The organism is Sphingomonas pseudosanguinis (assembly GCF_014196255.1).
Lineage (GTDB): Bacteria > Pseudomonadota > Alphaproteobacteria > Sphingomonadales > Sphingomonadaceae > Sphingomonas > Sphingomonas pseudosanguinis.
Genome location: NZ_JACIDH010000001.1, coordinates 577159 through 593446 on the forward strand (window position 1 = coordinate 577159; position 16288 = coordinate 593446).

The following is a 16288-nucleotide window of genomic DNA, read 5'->3' on the forward strand; positions in this document are numbered from 1 at the left end:
ATGAGTTTCCGCAACATCTCCGCCTGGGCGATCCGGAACCCCGTTCCGCCGATCGTCCTGTTCGTCGCCCTGACGCTGGCGGGGATCGTCAGCTTCATGCGGATGGACGTCAACAACGACCCCGACATCGATTTCCCGATCGTCGTCGTCGTCGTGAACCAGCCGGGTGCGGCCCCGACCGAGCTGGAGACGCAGGTCACCCAGCGGGTCGAGGCGGCGCTTCGGAACCTGCAGGGCGTCGACCAGATCACCTCGACCGTGACCGAGGGCACGTCGCAGACCCTGGTCCAGCTCGATATCGGCACGCCGATCGACCGCGCGGTCAGCGATGCGCGCGACGCGATCACCCAGATCCGCTCGATGCTGCCCGACGGTATCCTCGAGCCGCAGGTGATCCGCGTCGACTCGACCGATAACGACCTCGCCAGCTATTCGGCGGTCGCGTCCAACATGACGCCCGAACAGCTCAGCTGGTATATCGACAACAACGTCACCAAGGAGCTGTTGTCGGTCCCCGGTCTCTCCAAGGTCATCCGCAACGGCGGCGTGACGCGCGAGATCCGCGTCATCCTCGATCCGCTCAAACTGCAGGCGCAGGGCCTGACCGCCAGCGAGGTCAATGCGCAGCTGCGCATGACCAACCTGAACGCCGCCGGCGGCCGTGCCGAGATCGCCGGCACCGAGCAGGCGGTCCGCGTGCTGGGCAATGCCCGCAACGCCTATGACCTGGGCCAGACCCAGATCAACGTGCGGGGCGGCCGGACCGTGCGCCTGGCCGACATCGCCACCGTGCGCGACCTGTATGCCGAGCAGCGCTCGCAGGCGGCGGTCGACGGGCGGCAGGTGATCAGCTTCGACTTTCAGCGCGCCAAGGGCGCCTCCGACGTCAGCGTCTTCAACGGCGCGGTCGAGAAGCTGAAGGGGCTGGAAAAGCGCAACCCGGAGGTGAAGTTCGTCCTCCGCTCGAACAGCGTGAAGTACACCGAGCAGCAATATGAAAGCGCCATCCATGCGATGATCGAGGGCGCGGTGCTGGCGGTCATCGTCGTCTTCATTTTTTTGCGCGACTGGCGTGCGACGGTGATCTCGGCGCTCGCCATCCCGCTGTCGGCGATCCCGGCCTTCTGGTTCATGGACCTGCTGGGCTTCACGCTGAACCAGATGACGCTGCTCGCGCTCAGCCTGGTGGCGGGCGTGCTGGTCGACGATGCGATCGTGGAGATCGAGAATATCGTGCGCCATATGCGCATGGGCAAATCCGCCTATCAGGCGTCGATCGACGCGGCGGACGAGATCGGCCTGGCCGTGCTGGCGACCACCATGGCGATCGTCGCGGTGTTCCTGCCCGTCGCGCTGATGCCCGGCGTCCCTGGCCAGTATTTCAAGAATTTCGGTCTGACCGTCGTCGTCTCGGTGCTGATGAGCCTGGCCGTGGCGCGTCTGATCACACCGATGATCGCGGCCTATTTCCTGAAGTCCGCCGGCCATGCCAGCCATGGCGAGGGCAAGCTGATGGACGCCTATATGGCGACGCTGCGCTGGTCGCTGCGCTATGATCGACCGACCGACGGGGTACGGCGCGGGGTCTTCCGGCGCTTCTTCGGCCGGTTCCGCGACCATCGTCTGTGGGTGATCGGCATCGGCTTCGGCGCGTTCGTGCTGACCGTGGTGATGTTCGGCATCATCCCCAAGACCTTCCAGCCGCCGCAGGACAATGACCAGGCGGTCGCCAAGATCGAGATGGTGCCCGGCACCACGCTGGCGCAGACCGACGTGGTCGTGCGGCAGGTGGCGCAGTTCCTGAAGAAGCAGCCCGATGTCGAATCGGTCTATTCGCGCACCAGCGTCGGCAATGGCCGCGTCGTGGCGACGTTGAAGGAGGATCGCTCGATGAAGAGCACCGACTTCGAACGCTCGCTGTCGCCGCAGCTCGCCGCCATTCCCGATGCGCGCGTGACCTTCCAGTCGCAATTCGGCTGGGGATCGAGCGGGCGCGACCTGACCATCACGCTGGGCGGCGACGACCCCGCCGTGTTGCGTGACACCGCCAACAAGATCGTCGAGCAGATGGGCACGCTGCCCGGCCTGATCGCGCCGCGCATCGTCGGCAATCTCGACCGGCCGGAAATCGTCATCCGCCCGCGCCTCGACCTCGCGGCCAATCTGGGCGTGACGACGCAGGCGCTGTCGAGCGCGATCCGGATCGCGACGCTGGGCGATATCGACCAGAATTCTGCGCGCTTCTCGCTGTCCGACCGTCAGGTGCCGATCCGCGTCGCGCTCGACCAGAATGCGCGTGCGCGCATGTCGACGATCCAGAATCTGCCGGTGCAGACCCAGACGGGCGGATCGGTGCCGCTAAGCGTCGTCGCCGATATCGGTCTGGGCGCCGGCCCGACCCAGATCGACCGCGTCAACCAGCGCCGCCAGGTCACCGTCGGCGCCGACCTGGCCAAGGGCGTCATCAGCGGCGACGCGATGAAGAAGGTCCATGACCTGCCGATCATGAAGAACCTGCCCATGGGGGTCAGCGAGATGGTGCTGGGCCAGGCCAAGATGCAGGCGGAGATGATGCAGAACTTCTTCACCGCGATCATCTCGGCCATCTTCATGGTCTTCGCGGTGCTGGTGCTGCTCTATCGCCGCTTTCTGCCGCCCTTCGTCAACATGGCCTCGCTGCTGCTGGCGCCGCTGGGCGGGTTGATCGCGCTGTATGTCACGGGCAATCCGCTGTCGCTGCCGGTCTATATCGGCCTGCTGATGCTGCTGGGCATCGTCGCGAAGAATTCGATCCTGCTGATCGACTTCGCGCTGGAGGAGATCGCCAAGGGCGTGCCGATCCGCGAGGCGGTGCTCGACGCCGGCCACAAGCGCGCGCAGCCGATCGTCATGACGACCGTCGCGATGGTCGCGGGCATGGTGCCGACCGCCCTGTCGCTGGGCGGCGACGGATCGTGGCGCAGCCCGATGGGCGTGACGGTGATCGGCGGCCTGACCATGTCGACGATGCTGACCCTGCTGATCGTGCCCGCCGCCTTCAGCCTGGCGGTCGGGGTCGAACGCTGGATCGGCCCGCGTCTGGGTCGCCGCTTGTTGACCTACAAGCCCGGCGACGAGCAGGGTGGGCCGGTGATCGAAGGCCCGGCGGGCGGCCCCGCGCTGCCGCCCGCGACCGGCAAGCTGGGGTATGATCCGGCGGAGTGACGGAACCATCCTCCCCGGGACGGGGAGGGGGACCATCCGAAGGATGGTGGAGGGGGAGCGCCGCAAGCGACACGCTGTGTGGAAGCCCCCCTCCGTCAGGGCTGACGCCCTGCCACCTCCCCGTGCCGGGGAGGATTTGCTCCCGCTTCGTTACGCTCGGGAAAGATTCCGCTTGAACAAAGCCGTCGCTCGCGAATTGTTCTGATCGATGGAAGTCGCCATGCGATCGGGGGGTAGCCAGACCGTTCCACCCGCCCTGCGGAAGATGCGGGTCGTGGCGACCGGTTTGCTGGTCACCATGGCGGCGCTGTTCCTCGTCGCCCGCTATTTCCAGCCGATCCACCCCGTCTGGGGCTTTGTCCGCGCCTTTGCCGAGGCGGCGATGGTCGGCGGACTGGCCGACTGGTTCGCCGTCACCGCGCTGTTCCGCCATCCGCTCGGCCTGCCGATCCCGCACACCGCGATCGTGCCGCGCAACAAGGACCGGATCGGCGACACGCTGGCCAATTTTCTGCGCACCAATTTCCTGATCCCGCGCGTCGTGGCGCGCCGGATGAACCGGCTGGATGTCGCCGGTGCCGCCGGCCGCTGGCTGGCCCAGCCGCCGCAGGAGGGCGGACGCATCCGGCGCGGGGCGTCACGCCTGTTCGCCGAGATGCTGACCGCCTTCGATCCGCAACGGCTGGGCGGCATGGTGAAGGCGGGCATCGGATCGCGGCTGCGCGCGACCGAGGTGTCGCCGATCCTCGGCCAGTTGCTCAAGGCCGCGATCGCCGAGGGGCGGCATGTACCGTTGATGGAATCGGTCATCCGCTGGGCCGGGCAGGCGCTCGCCGCGAACGAACCGGTGGTGCGCGCCATGGTGCATGAACGCGCCGGCGCGATCCTGCGCTGGACCGGCCTGGACGAGACGGTCGCCGACAAGCTGATCGACGGCCTCGACAAGCTGCTGCACGACATGGCGGACGACCCCGACCATCCGATCCGCCTCAAGATCGAGGAGGGGCTCGATCGCCTCGCCTGGGACCTGCAATATGATCCCGACATGCGCGCCCGGGTCGAGGCGATGAAAGCCGATCTGATCGCCAATCCGGCGATGCAGCGCTGGCTCGACGGATTGTGGGAACAGGCGCGCGAGGGGCTGTTGCGGCTGGCGCGCGATCCCGAGGCGGTGACCGCGGGCAAGCTGGGCGAGACGCTGCGCCAACTGGGCCAGACGCTGCAATCCGATCCCCGGCTGGCGGCCACGATCAACCGTTTCGTCCGTCGCGCGGTGGTGGGGATCGCCGCCGATTATGGCGACGGCATCGTCCGGCTGGTGTCGGAGACGGTGCGCGGCTGGGACGCCGATACCGTCACCAGCCGGCTGGAGAATGCGGTCGGCCGCGATCTGCAATATATCCGCATCAACGGCACGCTGGTCGGCGGCAGCGTCGGCCTGGTCCTTCATGTCGTGGACAGGCTGCTTTGAAAACGTCACCAATCCGTCTAATTAAGGCACGACTTCGATTCGTCGCGGGGACGAAGCGCCTTGTCGATGCCCGCGCTTTCCCGCAAAGAGGCAGGTGATGAACGCCAAGGCCGATTATCAGCTCGATCCGGCGGACGGGGGCGCCCTGCGCTTTACCGGCAATCTGTCGTTGGCGACGCTGGGCGACCTGCCCGAACGGCTGGATCGCGAGGATGCCTCGATCAAGCGGATCGACCTGTCGCAGGTCGAGCGGATCGACACCGTCGGCGCCTGGCTGGTCCATCGCTTCGCCGCGCGCAACGATGCCGCGATCGAGGGGCTGAACGAGAATCAGCGCAATCTGGTCGACAAGGTGGTCGAGGCGGATCAGCCGGTCGCGATGCGGCCCAAGCCGATCAGCCCCTTCGCGCGCGTCGCGGGCGAGGTGGGCGACGCCGTCGTCACCGCGATGAAGACGCTATACGGCCTGCTGGGCTTCATGGGCGCGACGGTGCTGGCCGGCCTGGCGGTGCTGCGCCATCCCCGCCGGTTCCGCTTCAATGCGGTGGTGCACGAGTTCGAGACGGTCGGCGTCTCGGCGCTGGCGATCATCGGGCTGATGAGTTTCCTGATCGGCATCGTCATCGCGCAACAGGGCGCGGTGCAGCTTCGCCAGTTCGGCGCGGAGGTGTTCACGATCAACCTGGTCGGCCGCCTGACGCTGCGCGAACTGGGCGTGCTGATGACCGCGATCATGGTCGCCGGTCGCTCCGGCTCGGCCTTCGCCGCGCAGCTCGGTACGATGAAGCTGACCGAAGAGATCGACGCGATGCGCGTCATCGGCGTGTCGCCGATGGAGGCGCTGGTCGTGCCGCGCACCATCGCGGCGGTCACGCTGATGCCGCTCCTGGGTTTCTATTCCTCGCTGATCGCGATGATCGGCGGCTGTTTCCTGGCGGCGGTGTCGCTGGGCATCCCCCCCGTCACCTTCATCGCGCGCATCCGCGAGGTCGTGCCGATCACCGACCTGTATGTCGGCTTGATCAAGGCGCCGGTCTTCGGTGCGATCATCGCCATCGCCGGCTGTTTCCAGGGGATGCAGGTCAAGTCGGATGCCGAGCAGGTCGGCCTGCGCACCACAGCGGCCGTGGTGCAGGCGATCTTCCTTGTGATCGTGCTCGACGCGTTCTTCGCGGTCTTCTTCACCTGGATCGGATGGGACTGATGGCCGGCGCGGAAAACATCATCCAGGTCCGGGGCCTGCGCAACAGCTTTGGCGAGCAGGTCATCCATGACGGCCTCGACCTCGACGTGCGCAAGGGCGAGATCCTGGGCGTGGTCGGCGGATCGGGCACCGGCAAGTCGGTGCTGATGCGCACGATCATCGGGTTGCAGACCCCCGATGCGGGCGAGATCACCGTGTTCGGCGAACCGACCATCGGCCGCGAGGCGACCGAGGCGACCGAGGTGCGCAAGCGCTGGGGCGTGCTGTTCCAGGGCGGCGCACTGTTCTCGACGTTGACCGTGGCGGAAAATGTCGCGGTCCCTTTGCGCGAATTCTACCGCGACCTGCCCCAGGCGCTGATGGACGAGATCGCGTCGTACAAGGTGGTGATGACCGGCCTGCCCGCCGACGCGGGGCCGAAATATCCGGCCGAACTGTCGGGCGGCATGAAGAAGCGCGCCGGCCTGGCGCGCGCGCTCGCGCTCGACCCCGAACTGCTCTTCCTCGACGAGCCGACCGCCGGCCTCGACCCGATCGGCGCTGCCGCGTTCGACCAGTTGATCGCGTCGCTCCAGAAGACGCTGGGGCTGACCGTCTTCCTGATCACCCATGACCTCGATACGCTCTATGCCATTTGCGACCGTGTCGCGGTGCTGGCCGACAAGAAGGTCATCGCGGTCGGCACGATCGACGAACTGATCGCGCTCGACCATCCGTGGATCGAGGAATATTTCAAGGGGCCGCGCGGCCGCGCCGCCATCGCCGCCAAGGACGAGGTCGCCGGCATGGCGCCGCGCTCGGCGGACGCGGATGCGGCGCGCCACCCCACCGAAGTCGAAGCCCATGCCACCGGCCAGCATAGCCAGGGCAATGCGGCCGATGCCCATGCGAGAGGCGAAGCAGGGACACGCTGATGGAAACCCGTTCGAACCACGTCCTTGTCGGCTCTGTCGTGCTGATCCTGCTCGCAGTGCTGGCGATCTTCACCGTCTGGATCGCCCGTCTGGGCGGTACGTCGGAGAAGGAATATGACATCTTCTTCCGTCAGTCGGTGGACGGTCTGGCCAAGGGGTCGGCGGTCACCTATTCGGGCGTGCCCTCGGGGCAGGTGAAGGAAATCGCGCTGTGGCGGCCCGATCCGCAGTTCGTGCGGGTGCGCGTGGCGGTCAACGACCAGACGCCGATCCTGCAGGGCACGACCGCGTCGATCTCGGCCAGCTTCACCGGCACCAGCACCATCTCGCTGGATGGCGCACGGAAAGGCGCGCCGCCGATCGCCTGTCCGCAGCCCGAGAATCTGACGCTCTGCCCTTACGGCGTGCCGGTCATCCCGACCAAGCAGGGCGGTATCGGTGCGATCCTGAACTCCGCGCCGCAACTGCTGGAGCGGCTGTCGACCCTGACCGAGCGACTGACCGGGCTGTTGTCCGACCGCAACCAGGCGTCGATCGCGGGAATTCTCGACAACACCAACCGCCTGACCGATGCGCTGGCCGATCGCGGGCCGGAGATCGCCGCGACGCTGGCGCAGACTCGCGTCGCGATCCAGCAGGCGGGCGATGCGGCGCAATCGATCGGCCAGCTGGCGGCGACCACCAACGGCATCCTCGCCGATGAGGTGAAGCCGACCATGGCCAATCTGAACAAGGCGATCGCCTCGGCGCAGAAGAGCGCGGACACGCTGAACTCCGCGATCGGCGATGCGCGGCCGGGCCTGCAGACCTTCTCGAAGCAGACCGTGCCCGAGGTGGATCGTCTGGTGAAGGACCTGCGCGTCATGACCCAGTCGCTGTCGGCCGTCGCCGAAAAGGTCGACCAGCAGGGCGCCGGGTCGCTGATCGGGCAGCAGAAGCTGCCGGACTATAAGGGCAAGTGAGGAAGCCGATGAGGACCGTCATGAAGACTCCGCTGATCGTTCTGATGGCATCGCTTCCGCTGGCCGGGTGCATCAGTTTCGGGGCCAAGCCGCCCCCCTCGCTGATGACGCTGCAGGCGCAGTCGGCGCCGACCGTGGGCCAGACGCAGAATTCCGCGCGCGCCAAGTCGATCACCATCCAGGTGCCGACCACGCCCCAGGAGCTGGCGACCGCGCGCGTGCCGGTGCAGGAGGACACGACCAGCATCGCCTACGTGAAGGACGCGCAATGGGCCGAGCCGCCCGCGCGGCTGTTCGCACGGCTCGTCTCCGACACGCTGACCGCGCGCGAAGGACGGGTGGTCCTGTCGGCGCGCGAGTCGGTGGCCGATGCCGGCGATCGCCTGGCGGGCGAGCTGCGCCAGTTCGGCATGGACGCGGTACGCCGCGACGCCGTGGTGGTGTTCGACGCCTCGCTGATGCGCGACGGCCAGACCGCGATCGAGAAGCGCCGTTTCGAGGCGCGCGTGCCGGTCGGCAAGATCGACGCGGAGAGCGTCGGCCCCGCGCTGAATCAGGCGGCGAACCAGGTCGCCCAGCAGGTGGCGGACTGGGTCGGACGGTAATCGCGACGAATCCTCTCCGGCGGAGGCCAATCGACGTTTATTCCATTCCTCCCCTGCAAGGGGAGGTGGCAGGCCGAAGGCCTGACGGAGGGGTGTCCCCGTTGGCGAGATAAGTCTTCCCTTACGACCGGGGATGCCCCCCATCATGCCCGCATGGCTCCTCTTACAGGGAATCGTTGCGAAATTAGAGAAGGATGACATGAGGTGGATTCGTCATTGCGAGCGTAGCGAAGCAATCCAGGCAAGACGCTCTGGATTGCTTCGCTACGCTCGCAATGACGGCTTGGGTCAAACTGACGTTATCCCGCTCTAGCGTTTCCCGCCTGTCAGGCACCACCCCGTCGAAGGCCGGGGTCCAGACGCTGAATGCTTTCCATCGCTTATCAGCGCTAATCCGACCGGACCTCGGCCTGCGTCGGCATAGTGCAGAGCTTTGCAACGATCCCTAATCGGGGTGGACGGAAGATGGCCTTGTCGGAATGTCGATAGGCCCCAGGGAGCGAAGTTTGACATGCCCGGACGATGTCGGGGGCATGGCTCGGCAGTTGAACCGCCCTCGCGACCGGTTACACCCCTCCGTCAGGCCTGCGGCCTGCCACCTCCCCTTGTAGGGGAGGAATGGATTCAGCCCGCGTGCGCGATCGCCAGCACCCGTTCCGCGTCGGCGAGATGCAGCCGCTCGACCATCTGCCCGTCGAGACGGATCGCGCCCAGCCCGGCATGCGCCGGTTCGGCGAACGCCGCCACCACCTTGCGCGCCCAGGCGATTTCCGCCTCGCTCGGGCCGAAGCCGTGATGCGCGGCGTTGATCTGGCTGGGGTGGATCAGCGTCTTGCCGTCAAAGCCCAGCCGCCGCCCCTCGGCACATTCCTCCGCCAGCCGCTCGGGCGCGTCGATGGCGTTGCAGACGCCGTCGAGCGCGATCAGCCCCGCCGCGCGTGCCGCGACGACGATCTGGACGCGCAGCGGGCGCAGCGCCTCGGGGGCGGGCGGGGAGGGCAGGCGCATCTCCTTGGCCAGATCGTTGGTCCCCGCGACCAGACAGGTCAGGCCCAGTTCCGCCGCCGCCCCGGCGAGCGCGCCCAGCGACAACAGGCCCCGGCACGTCTCGATCATCGCCCAGAGCGGCACGCCCGGCCCCAGCGCCTGCCGGGCCGCCGCCAGCGTGGCGACGTCATCGACCTTGGGGATCAGCACCGCCGCCGGCCGCACCGCGGCGAGCGCCGCCAGATCGTCGGCGGCCCATGGCGTGTCCAGCCCATTGCTGCGCACCACCAGCAGGCGCTTGCCAAAGCCGCCCTCACGCACCGCCGCGACCGCCGAATCGCGAGCCGCCGCCTTGGCCTCGGGTGCGACCGCATCCTCCAGATCGAGGATCACGGCATCGCTGTTGAGCTGGCGCGCCTTGGCGATGGCGCGGGGATTGGAGGCGGGCAGGAACAGCGCGCTGCGCAGGATGGCGGTCATGGATCAAATATATGCGGATGTAGCGCATCATGCCATTGGCGAAGCGATGGCCGGTCACCACTTCGCCGGTGTCAATCGGGGAGGAACAGGTGGGGGGATCGATAACGCTGGTTGCAATCATGGTGGCGGCGATGCTGATGATGCGGCGCTTTCCTAATGTGCCGGTCAGCCGCTGGCTGGCGGCAATGACGGTCGATCCGCTGGCGCGGCGGCTCAACCGGACGACGCCGGCCCAGTGGGTAGTCCTGATCGGCGGCGTGGCCCTGATCGGCCTGGCGATCTGGTTCGAGATCGATGAAATCCGCATGTTGGCAGGGCTTGGCGGCTCGGTCGGCGAAATCACGACGCTGTTGTCCACCATCGAATGGAGCGGGATGGTCGAGCTTGGCATGACCGGGCTGATGTCGCGGACGGTCACGGCGCGCTTGCCGGTCTTTCGTCATGTCTTTCGCATGCGTGCCCAGCGGAACACGACGCGATCCGTTCGCTCCCGGACCCCGGCCAATGACGAAGGCGATGGAGGGCCTGTCCGACGGATCGCTTGATCCGGATCAGGCCATGGAACGAAAGCCTTGGCCTGCCGTTCAGCGCCGTGATGATCCGCACGCCGCGCCTGCCCATTGGAATTGCGCGCGTTACGTGCCTTCTACCCTGTCTTGTCCTCGCCGCCTGTGAACCCGGTATCTTGAACCCGGCCGGGCCGATCGCTGCGGGCGAGCGCAGTATCTTCTTCAATGCGCTGGCGGTGATGCTGGCCATCGTCGTGCCGGTGATCATCCTGGCCTTCGCCTTCGGTTGGTGGTTCCGGGCGAGCAACACTCGCGCCAAGCATCTGCCCGAATGGGCTTATTCGGGGCGGCTGGAGCTGCTGGTCTGGTCGATCCCGGCGCTGGCCATCATGTTCCTGGGCGGCATCGCCTGGATCGGCAGCCATGATCTCGATCCGCCCAAGCCCATTGCATCCAAGGCTAGGGCGATGACGGTCGAGGTCGTCGCGACCGACTGGAAATGGCTGTTCCTCTATCCCGAACAGGGGATGGCGACGATCAACCGGCTGGTCGTGCCGGTCGGCACGCCCGTAAAATTCCGCATCACCTCGGCGGGCGTGATGAACAGCTTCTTCGTGCCGCAGTTGGGCAGCCAGATTTACGCCATGTCGGGCATGGACTCGACGCTGCATCTGCGCGCCGACAAGGCCGGGCGCTATCGCGGGCTGTCGGCGCATTATAGCGGGGAGGGCTTTGCCGATATGGACTTCTTCGTCGACGCGGTGCCGCAAGCTGCCTTCGACCGCTTCGTCGCGACCGCGCGGGGAGGGATGGGCAAGACGCTCGACTGGACAGAGTTCGTCGCGATGGCGCATCCCAGCCGCAATGTCCGCCCCGCCAGCTATCCCCGGCTTCAGCCCGGCCTTTACGATCAGATCGTCATGCGGAACGGCGCGCCCGAGGGTGAGCAAGCCAAGGACGGGCGCGAGCAATGAGCCTGACCGGCAAGCTCGGCTGGGACTCGATCCCGTTCCACGAACCGCTTCCCCTGGTGTCGGCGGGCGTCATCGGTCTGGTGCTGCTGGGCGTCTTCATCTGGGTGTGGCGGCGCGGGCATCTGCCGTACATCTGGAGCGAGTGGATCACGAGCGTCGATCATAAACGGATCGGCGTCATGTACTGCCTGCTGGCGGGCGTCATGCTGTTGCGTGGATTTTCCGACGCGCTGCTGATGCGGTCGCAACAGGCGATCGCGTACGGCAATGAAGGTTATCTGCCGCCAGATCACTACGACCAGATTTTTTCCGCACACGGCACGATCATGATCTTCTTCGTGGCGATGCCGTTCATGATCGGGCTGATGAACTTCGTCGTGCCGCTGCAATTGGGCGTGCGCGATGTAGCCTTCCCGACGCTCAATTCGGTGAGCTTCTGGCTGACCGCCAGCGGCGCGCTGCTCATCAATATGAGCCTGGTCATCGGCGAGTTCGCCAAGACCGGCTGGCTGGTCTATCCGCCGCTGTCCGAGCTGCGATTCTCGCCCGGTGTGGGCGTCGATTATTACCTCTGGGCGTTGCAAATCTCAGGCATGGGAACGCTGCTCTCGGGCGTGAACCTCGTCACCACCATATTGAAAATGCGTGCGCCCGGCATGGGTTACAGCCGGATGCCGATGTTCACCTGGACGTCGCTCGCCTCGAACCTGCTGATCGTCGCGGCCTTTCCGGTGCTGACCGCCGTGCTCGGCATGTTGATCCTCGATCGCTATCTGGGGTTTCACTTCTTCACGCCCGAAGCGGGCGGCAACCAGATGATGTTCGTGAACCTCATCTGGGCCTGGGGTCACCCTGAGGTCTATATCCTGATCCTGCCCGCCTTCGGTGTGTTTTCGGAGATCATCTCGACCTTCTCGTCCAAACCCTTGTTCGGCTATCGCTCGATGGTCATCGCGACCATGGTGATCTGCATCCTGTCCTTCATGGTCTGGCTGCACCATTTCTTCACCATGGGGGCAGGCGCCGATGTGAACGGCTTCTTCGGCATCACGACGATGATCATCGCGGTGCCGACGGGGGTGAAGGTCTTCAACTGGCTGTTCACCATGTATGGCGGACGCATCCGCTATACGTCGATGATGCTGTGGTCGATCGGGTTCATCGTGACCTTCGTGATCGGCGGCATGACCGGCGTGATGCTGGCGGTGCCCCCGGCCGACTTCGTGCTGCACAACTCACTGTTCCTGGTCGCGCATTTCCATAACGTCATCATCGGCGGCGTGCTGTTCGGGGCCTTTGCGGGCTTCACCTTCTGGTTCCCCAAGATGTTCGGCTTCACGCTCGACGAGACCTGGGGCAAGCGCGCCTTCTGGTTGTGGATCAGCGGTTTCTACGTCGCCTTCATGCCGCTCTATGTGCTCGGCCTGATGGGCATGACGCGCCGGATGCAGCATTATGACGTGCCCGGCTGGCACCCCTGGCTGCTGGTCGCGGGCGTCGGTGCGCTGCTGATCGCGGCCGGCATCGCGTGCCAGGTCATGATGCTCTACGTCTCGATCAAGACCCGCAAGGACCGCATCGACGAAAGCGGCGATCCCTGGGACGGGCGGACGCTGGAATGGATTACCACCTCGCCGCCGCCCGCCTTCAACTTCGCGGTGCTGCCCGATGTGAAGGGCGAGGAAGCCTATTGGGGCATCAAGGCGCGCGCGCGGGAGAACCGTGCCCTGTCCGATCGCCCCGATTACGAACCGATCGAGATGCCGCGCAACTCGCCGACCGGGATCGTCGCGGCCTTCTTCGCCACCGCCATGGGCTTTGCGCTGATCTGGCATATCTGGTGGCTGGTGATCCTGGGCTTCTTCGGCGCGTGGGGGACGTTCATCGTCTTCGCATGGCGCGACAAGGCGGAGTATGAGATTCCGGTCGAGGAGGTCGAACGCCTCGACCAGGCGCGCCGCCGCAGCAAGGCGACGCTGCTCGATCTGCCCGAAGAGGCGCTGTCGTGAGCCAGGCCGCGCCAACCCATGACCCCAACAAGCTGGGCCGCGCCGCCGAGCCGAACCCGGACGGCCCCGCGCCCAAGCGGGTGGTGGTGTCCTACGGCTTCTGGATTTTCCTGCTGTCGGACTTCATCCTCTTCGCCTGTTTCTTCGCCGGTTATGCCGTGCTGAAGGACGCGACGGCGGGTGGCCCCTCGGGCAAGGACCTGTTCGAGCTGAACCTGGTCAAGGCGGAAACGGCGCTGCTGCTGCTGTCGAGTTTCGCCTGCGGGATGGCGGGAATCGCGACGCTGGCGCGCGACATGCGCTGGTTCCAGATCGCAATGGCGGTGACGGGGCTGTTCGGCGCGGGGTTCCTGGCGCTGGAGGCCTATGAGTTCCTCCATTTGATCGGGGAGGGGCATGGGCCGGGCCGCAGCGCCTTCCTGTCGGCCTTTTTCGCGCTGGTCGGGTGCCATGGTCTGCACGTCCTGCTGGGCATGCTCTGGCTGGCGACGATGATGGCGCAGGCCTGGGCCAAGGGGTTCCGCGAGGACATATTGCGCCGCATCCTGTGCTTCAGCCTGTTCTGGCACGCGCTCGACATCATCTGGGTGGCGCTGTTCACCATGGTCTATCTGATGGGAATGCGGGGATGAGCGAGCGGCCCGACGAGGAAATGGCGCGCGACGAAACCGCGCCCGGCGAGGATGCCGAGCGGGACTCGATCGTCGGCGGCATCCGCAGCTATGCGATCGGGCTGGTCGCGGCGGCGATCCTGACGGCGGCATCGTTCGCACTCGTCCAGTTCGACATCGTCTGGGGTCCCGCCGTGCCCGCCGCGCTGGTCGCGCTGGCGATTGGGCAAATGGGCGTGCATCTGGTCTTCTTCCTCCACATCACGACCGGGCCGGACAACAGCAACAATGTGTTGGCGCTGTTGTTCGGTATCCTGATCGTGGCGCTGGTGCTGCTGGGGTCGATCTGGATCATGGGGCATCTGAACCATAATCTGATGGGACCGATGGCGACGCCCTGAGCAAGAATTAAGCCCCTCCCCTTCAGGGGAGGGGTTGGGGTGGGGGCCATCCACTTGCCGTTCGCCTGTTGCAGCGCCCCACCCCCGGCCCCTCCCCTGAAGGAGAGGGGAGCGTTTAAGTTCAGCTTTCCAGCATTCGGCCCCGGATGGCAGAGACGCCACGCTTATGGTCGAAGCGCAGTATCAGGCTCTCGTCGCCGACCGGCAGGTGCAAAGCAAAACCATCGCCTTCCCAGTCTTCCGGCGTCATCGGATCACCGGACAGGTTGCGCCACTCCGCCTTATCCAGCCAGTCCGTCCAGTCGAGCGGCGTCTCCCGGCGAAAGGTGCTCAGCGCCGCAACAAAATCCTCCAATGCCTCGTCGCGGTTTTCCCAGTCGAGCCAAGTCGTCTCGTTATCCTGCGCATAACCATTGTTGTTGCCCCGCTGCGTCCGGCCAAATTCGTCGCCTGCGGTCAGCATCGGAGTGCCACGCGACAGGAACAGCGTCGCCAGCATCGTGCGCACCGATCGGGCGCGGGCGGCGCGGATGGCGGTGTCGTCGGTCGGGCCTTCCTGCCCGTGGTTCCAGGACACCTCGTCGCCATGCCCGTCGCGATTGTCCTCGCCATTGGCGTGGTTGTGGCGTTCGGCATAGGCGGTCAGGTCGGCGAGGGTGAAGCCGTCATGCGCCGCGACGAAATTGACCGAGCGGCTGGCGGGGCCGGTAAAAACATCCGCCGACCCCGCGACCCGCGTCGCCAGATCGCCGCTGCACCCATCGCCACGCCAGAAACGGCGGACCTGATCGCGGTACTTGTCATTCCACTCCAGCCAATGCTCGGGGAAGGCCCCGAGCTGATAGCCACCGGGGCCGATGTCCCAGGGCTCGGCGATCATGATGCGGGTCGAAAGGATCGGATCGGCGGCGATCTCGGCGAAGATGGGGGCGCGGGCATCGAAGCCCGGTCCGCGTGCTAGCACCGGCGCGAGATCGAAGCGGAAGCCGTCCCCCCCCACTCGCGTGAAATGGCGCAAGCTGTCGAGGATCATCGCACGCACGCTCGGGCGGCTGGCGTCGAGCGTGTTGCCGGTTCCGGCATCGTTGATGAGCGTGCCATCGGGGGCATGCGCATAGGCGTCCGGATCAAGGCCCCGGAAGGACAGCGTGCCGCCCTGCACGTCGCTCTCGCCCATATGGTTGAACACGAGGTCGAGGATGACGCCGATCCCGGCCTCGCGCAGCGCGGCGATGGTGGAGACCAGTTCGGCGACGCCGCCCGGTACTCGCTCGGGGCAGAGCGCCATCGGCACGACCGGGTTATAGCCCCAGGCATTGCGCAGGCCGAGCGGGGGGAGATGCCGCTCGTCGATGGCGGCGGTGATGGGCATGAGTTCGACCGCCGCCACGCCCAGCTTGCGGAGGTGATCGAGCACCGCTGGATGCGACAGCGCCGCCAAAGTCCCGCGCTGCTCGGGCGGGATGGCGGGATGGCGCATGGAGAAGCCGCGCACGTTGAGTTCGTAGATCAGTCCGCCCGGCCGAAACAGCGGCGGCGGTGGGGTGGTGGTCAGCGGGGCAATGACTCTGGCGCGGGGGACGATGTCGGCAGTGTCCTCACCGTATTGCCCAAGGCGCGGGGACTGGACGAAGGGTCGGTCGAGTTCGAGGGCGTAAGGGTCGACAAGCAGCTTGGCGGGGTCGAACCACAGGTTACACGGCGGATCGTAACGTCCGTGCGCGCGATAGCCATAGAGGTGGTCGGTGCCGGGGACCGTGGCGCTCCACACATCGCCGTCGCGCGTCATGGCGATGCGGCGTTCGTCGGGGCCTTCGAACAGGCAAAGCTCTACCCGCTCGGCGGTCGAACGCACGGCGAAGCGGGTGCCGCCGGGGACAGGCATCGCGCCGAGAGGTAAGGCAAGTTGATTCGTCATGGTGACAGCATTGCAATTCCTCCCCTGTAAGGGGAGGGG

Annotated in this window: 13 protein-coding genes; 11 read left to right on the forward strand and 2 right to left on the reverse strand. The window is 66.3% G+C overall.

Annotation, left to right across the window (positions count from 1 at the left end; genetic code table 11):
* From GGR48_RS02705 to GGR48_RS02730, 6 genes are all read left to right on the forward strand, one after another.
* Window positions 1-3204, forward strand: coding sequence for an efflux RND transporter permease subunit (locus tag GGR48_RS02705; protein ID WP_183950345.1), 3204 nt, complete (start codon window positions 1-3; stop codon window positions 3202-3204).
* A 265-nt stretch (window positions 3205-3469) separates the two neighbouring features.
* Complete coding sequence (locus GGR48_RS02710) at window positions 3470-4675, forward strand: DUF445 domain-containing protein (protein ID WP_183950614.1); 1206 nt, start codon at window positions 3470-3472, stop codon at window positions 4673-4675.
* 97 nt (window positions 4676-4772) lie between these two features.
* Entirely contained in the window at window positions 4773-5879 is a 1107-nt protein-coding gene (locus GGR48_RS02715) for an ABC transporter permease (protein WP_183950346.1), read from the forward strand.
* Window positions 5879-6793 (forward strand): ABC transporter ATP-binding protein, encoded by a 915-nt coding sequence (locus GGR48_RS02720; protein ID WP_183950347.1) that lies wholly within the window; start codon window positions 5879-5881, stop codon window positions 6791-6793. The genes GGR48_RS02715 and GGR48_RS02720 overlap by 1 nt, the downstream gene beginning before the upstream one ends.
* Window positions 6793-7755 carry an MlaD family protein gene (locus tag GGR48_RS02725; protein ID WP_183950348.1) on the forward strand — a complete coding sequence of 321 codons (963 nt, stop codon included), beginning with the start codon at window positions 6793-6795 and terminating at the stop codon, window positions 7753-7755. The genes GGR48_RS02720 and GGR48_RS02725 overlap by 1 nt, the downstream gene beginning before the upstream one ends.
* A gap of 44 nt (window positions 7756-7799) precedes the next feature.
* A complete protein-coding gene (locus GGR48_RS02730; RefSeq protein ID WP_240456165.1) occupies window positions 7800-8360 on the forward strand; it encodes an ABC-type transport auxiliary lipoprotein family protein in 561 nt (186 codons plus the stop codon).
* 624 nt (window positions 8361-8984) lie between these two features.
* On the opposite strand, the gene GGR48_RS02735 is transcribed toward GGR48_RS02730, so the two are convergent.
* Window positions 8985-9827, reverse strand: a complete 843-nt coding sequence (locus GGR48_RS02735) for an HpcH/HpaI aldolase/citrate lyase family protein (RefSeq protein WP_183950349.1) — start codon at window positions 9825-9827, stop codon at window positions 8985-8987.
* A 119-nt stretch (window positions 9828-9946) separates the two neighbouring features.
* Between GGR48_RS02735 and GGR48_RS02740 the strand changes: the two genes are divergently transcribed.
* The 5 genes from GGR48_RS02740 to cyoD are packed head-to-tail and all read left to right on the forward strand — an operon-like array spanning window position 9947 to window position 14331.
* Window positions 9947-10372, forward strand: a complete 426-nt coding sequence (locus tag GGR48_RS02740) for a hypothetical protein (protein ID WP_221211338.1) — start codon at window positions 9947-9949, stop codon at window positions 10370-10372.
* A gap of 50 nt (window positions 10373-10422) precedes the next feature.
* Window positions 10423-11310, forward strand: a complete 888-nt coding sequence (cyoA, locus tag GGR48_RS02745; RefSeq protein ID WP_183950351.1) for a ubiquinol oxidase subunit II — start codon at window positions 10423-10425, stop codon at window positions 11308-11310.
* Complete coding sequence (gene cyoB / locus GGR48_RS02750; protein WP_221211339.1) at window positions 11307-13319, forward strand: cytochrome o ubiquinol oxidase subunit I; 2013 nt, start codon at window positions 11307-11309, stop codon at window positions 13317-13319. The genes cyoA and cyoB overlap by 4 nt, the downstream gene beginning before the upstream one ends.
* Window positions 13316-13951, forward strand: coding sequence for a cytochrome c oxidase subunit 3 (locus tag GGR48_RS02755; protein WP_183950352.1), 636 nt, complete (start codon window positions 13316-13318; stop codon window positions 13949-13951). Before cyoB ends, GGR48_RS02755 begins: the two co-directional genes overlap by 4 nt.
* Complete coding sequence (gene cyoD / locus GGR48_RS02760; RefSeq protein ID WP_183950353.1) at window positions 13948-14331, forward strand: cytochrome o ubiquinol oxidase subunit IV; 384 nt, start codon at window positions 13948-13950, stop codon at window positions 14329-14331. The genes GGR48_RS02755 and cyoD overlap by 4 nt, the downstream gene beginning before the upstream one ends.
* A gap of 121 nt (window positions 14332-14452) precedes the next feature.
* On the opposite strand, the gene glgX is transcribed toward cyoD, so the two are convergent.
* Window positions 14453-16249, reverse strand: coding sequence for a glycogen debranching protein GlgX (gene glgX / locus GGR48_RS02765; protein ID WP_183950354.1), 1797 nt, complete (start codon window positions 16247-16249; stop codon window positions 14453-14455).
* Between the last annotated feature and the right edge of the window lie 39 nt (window positions 16250-16288).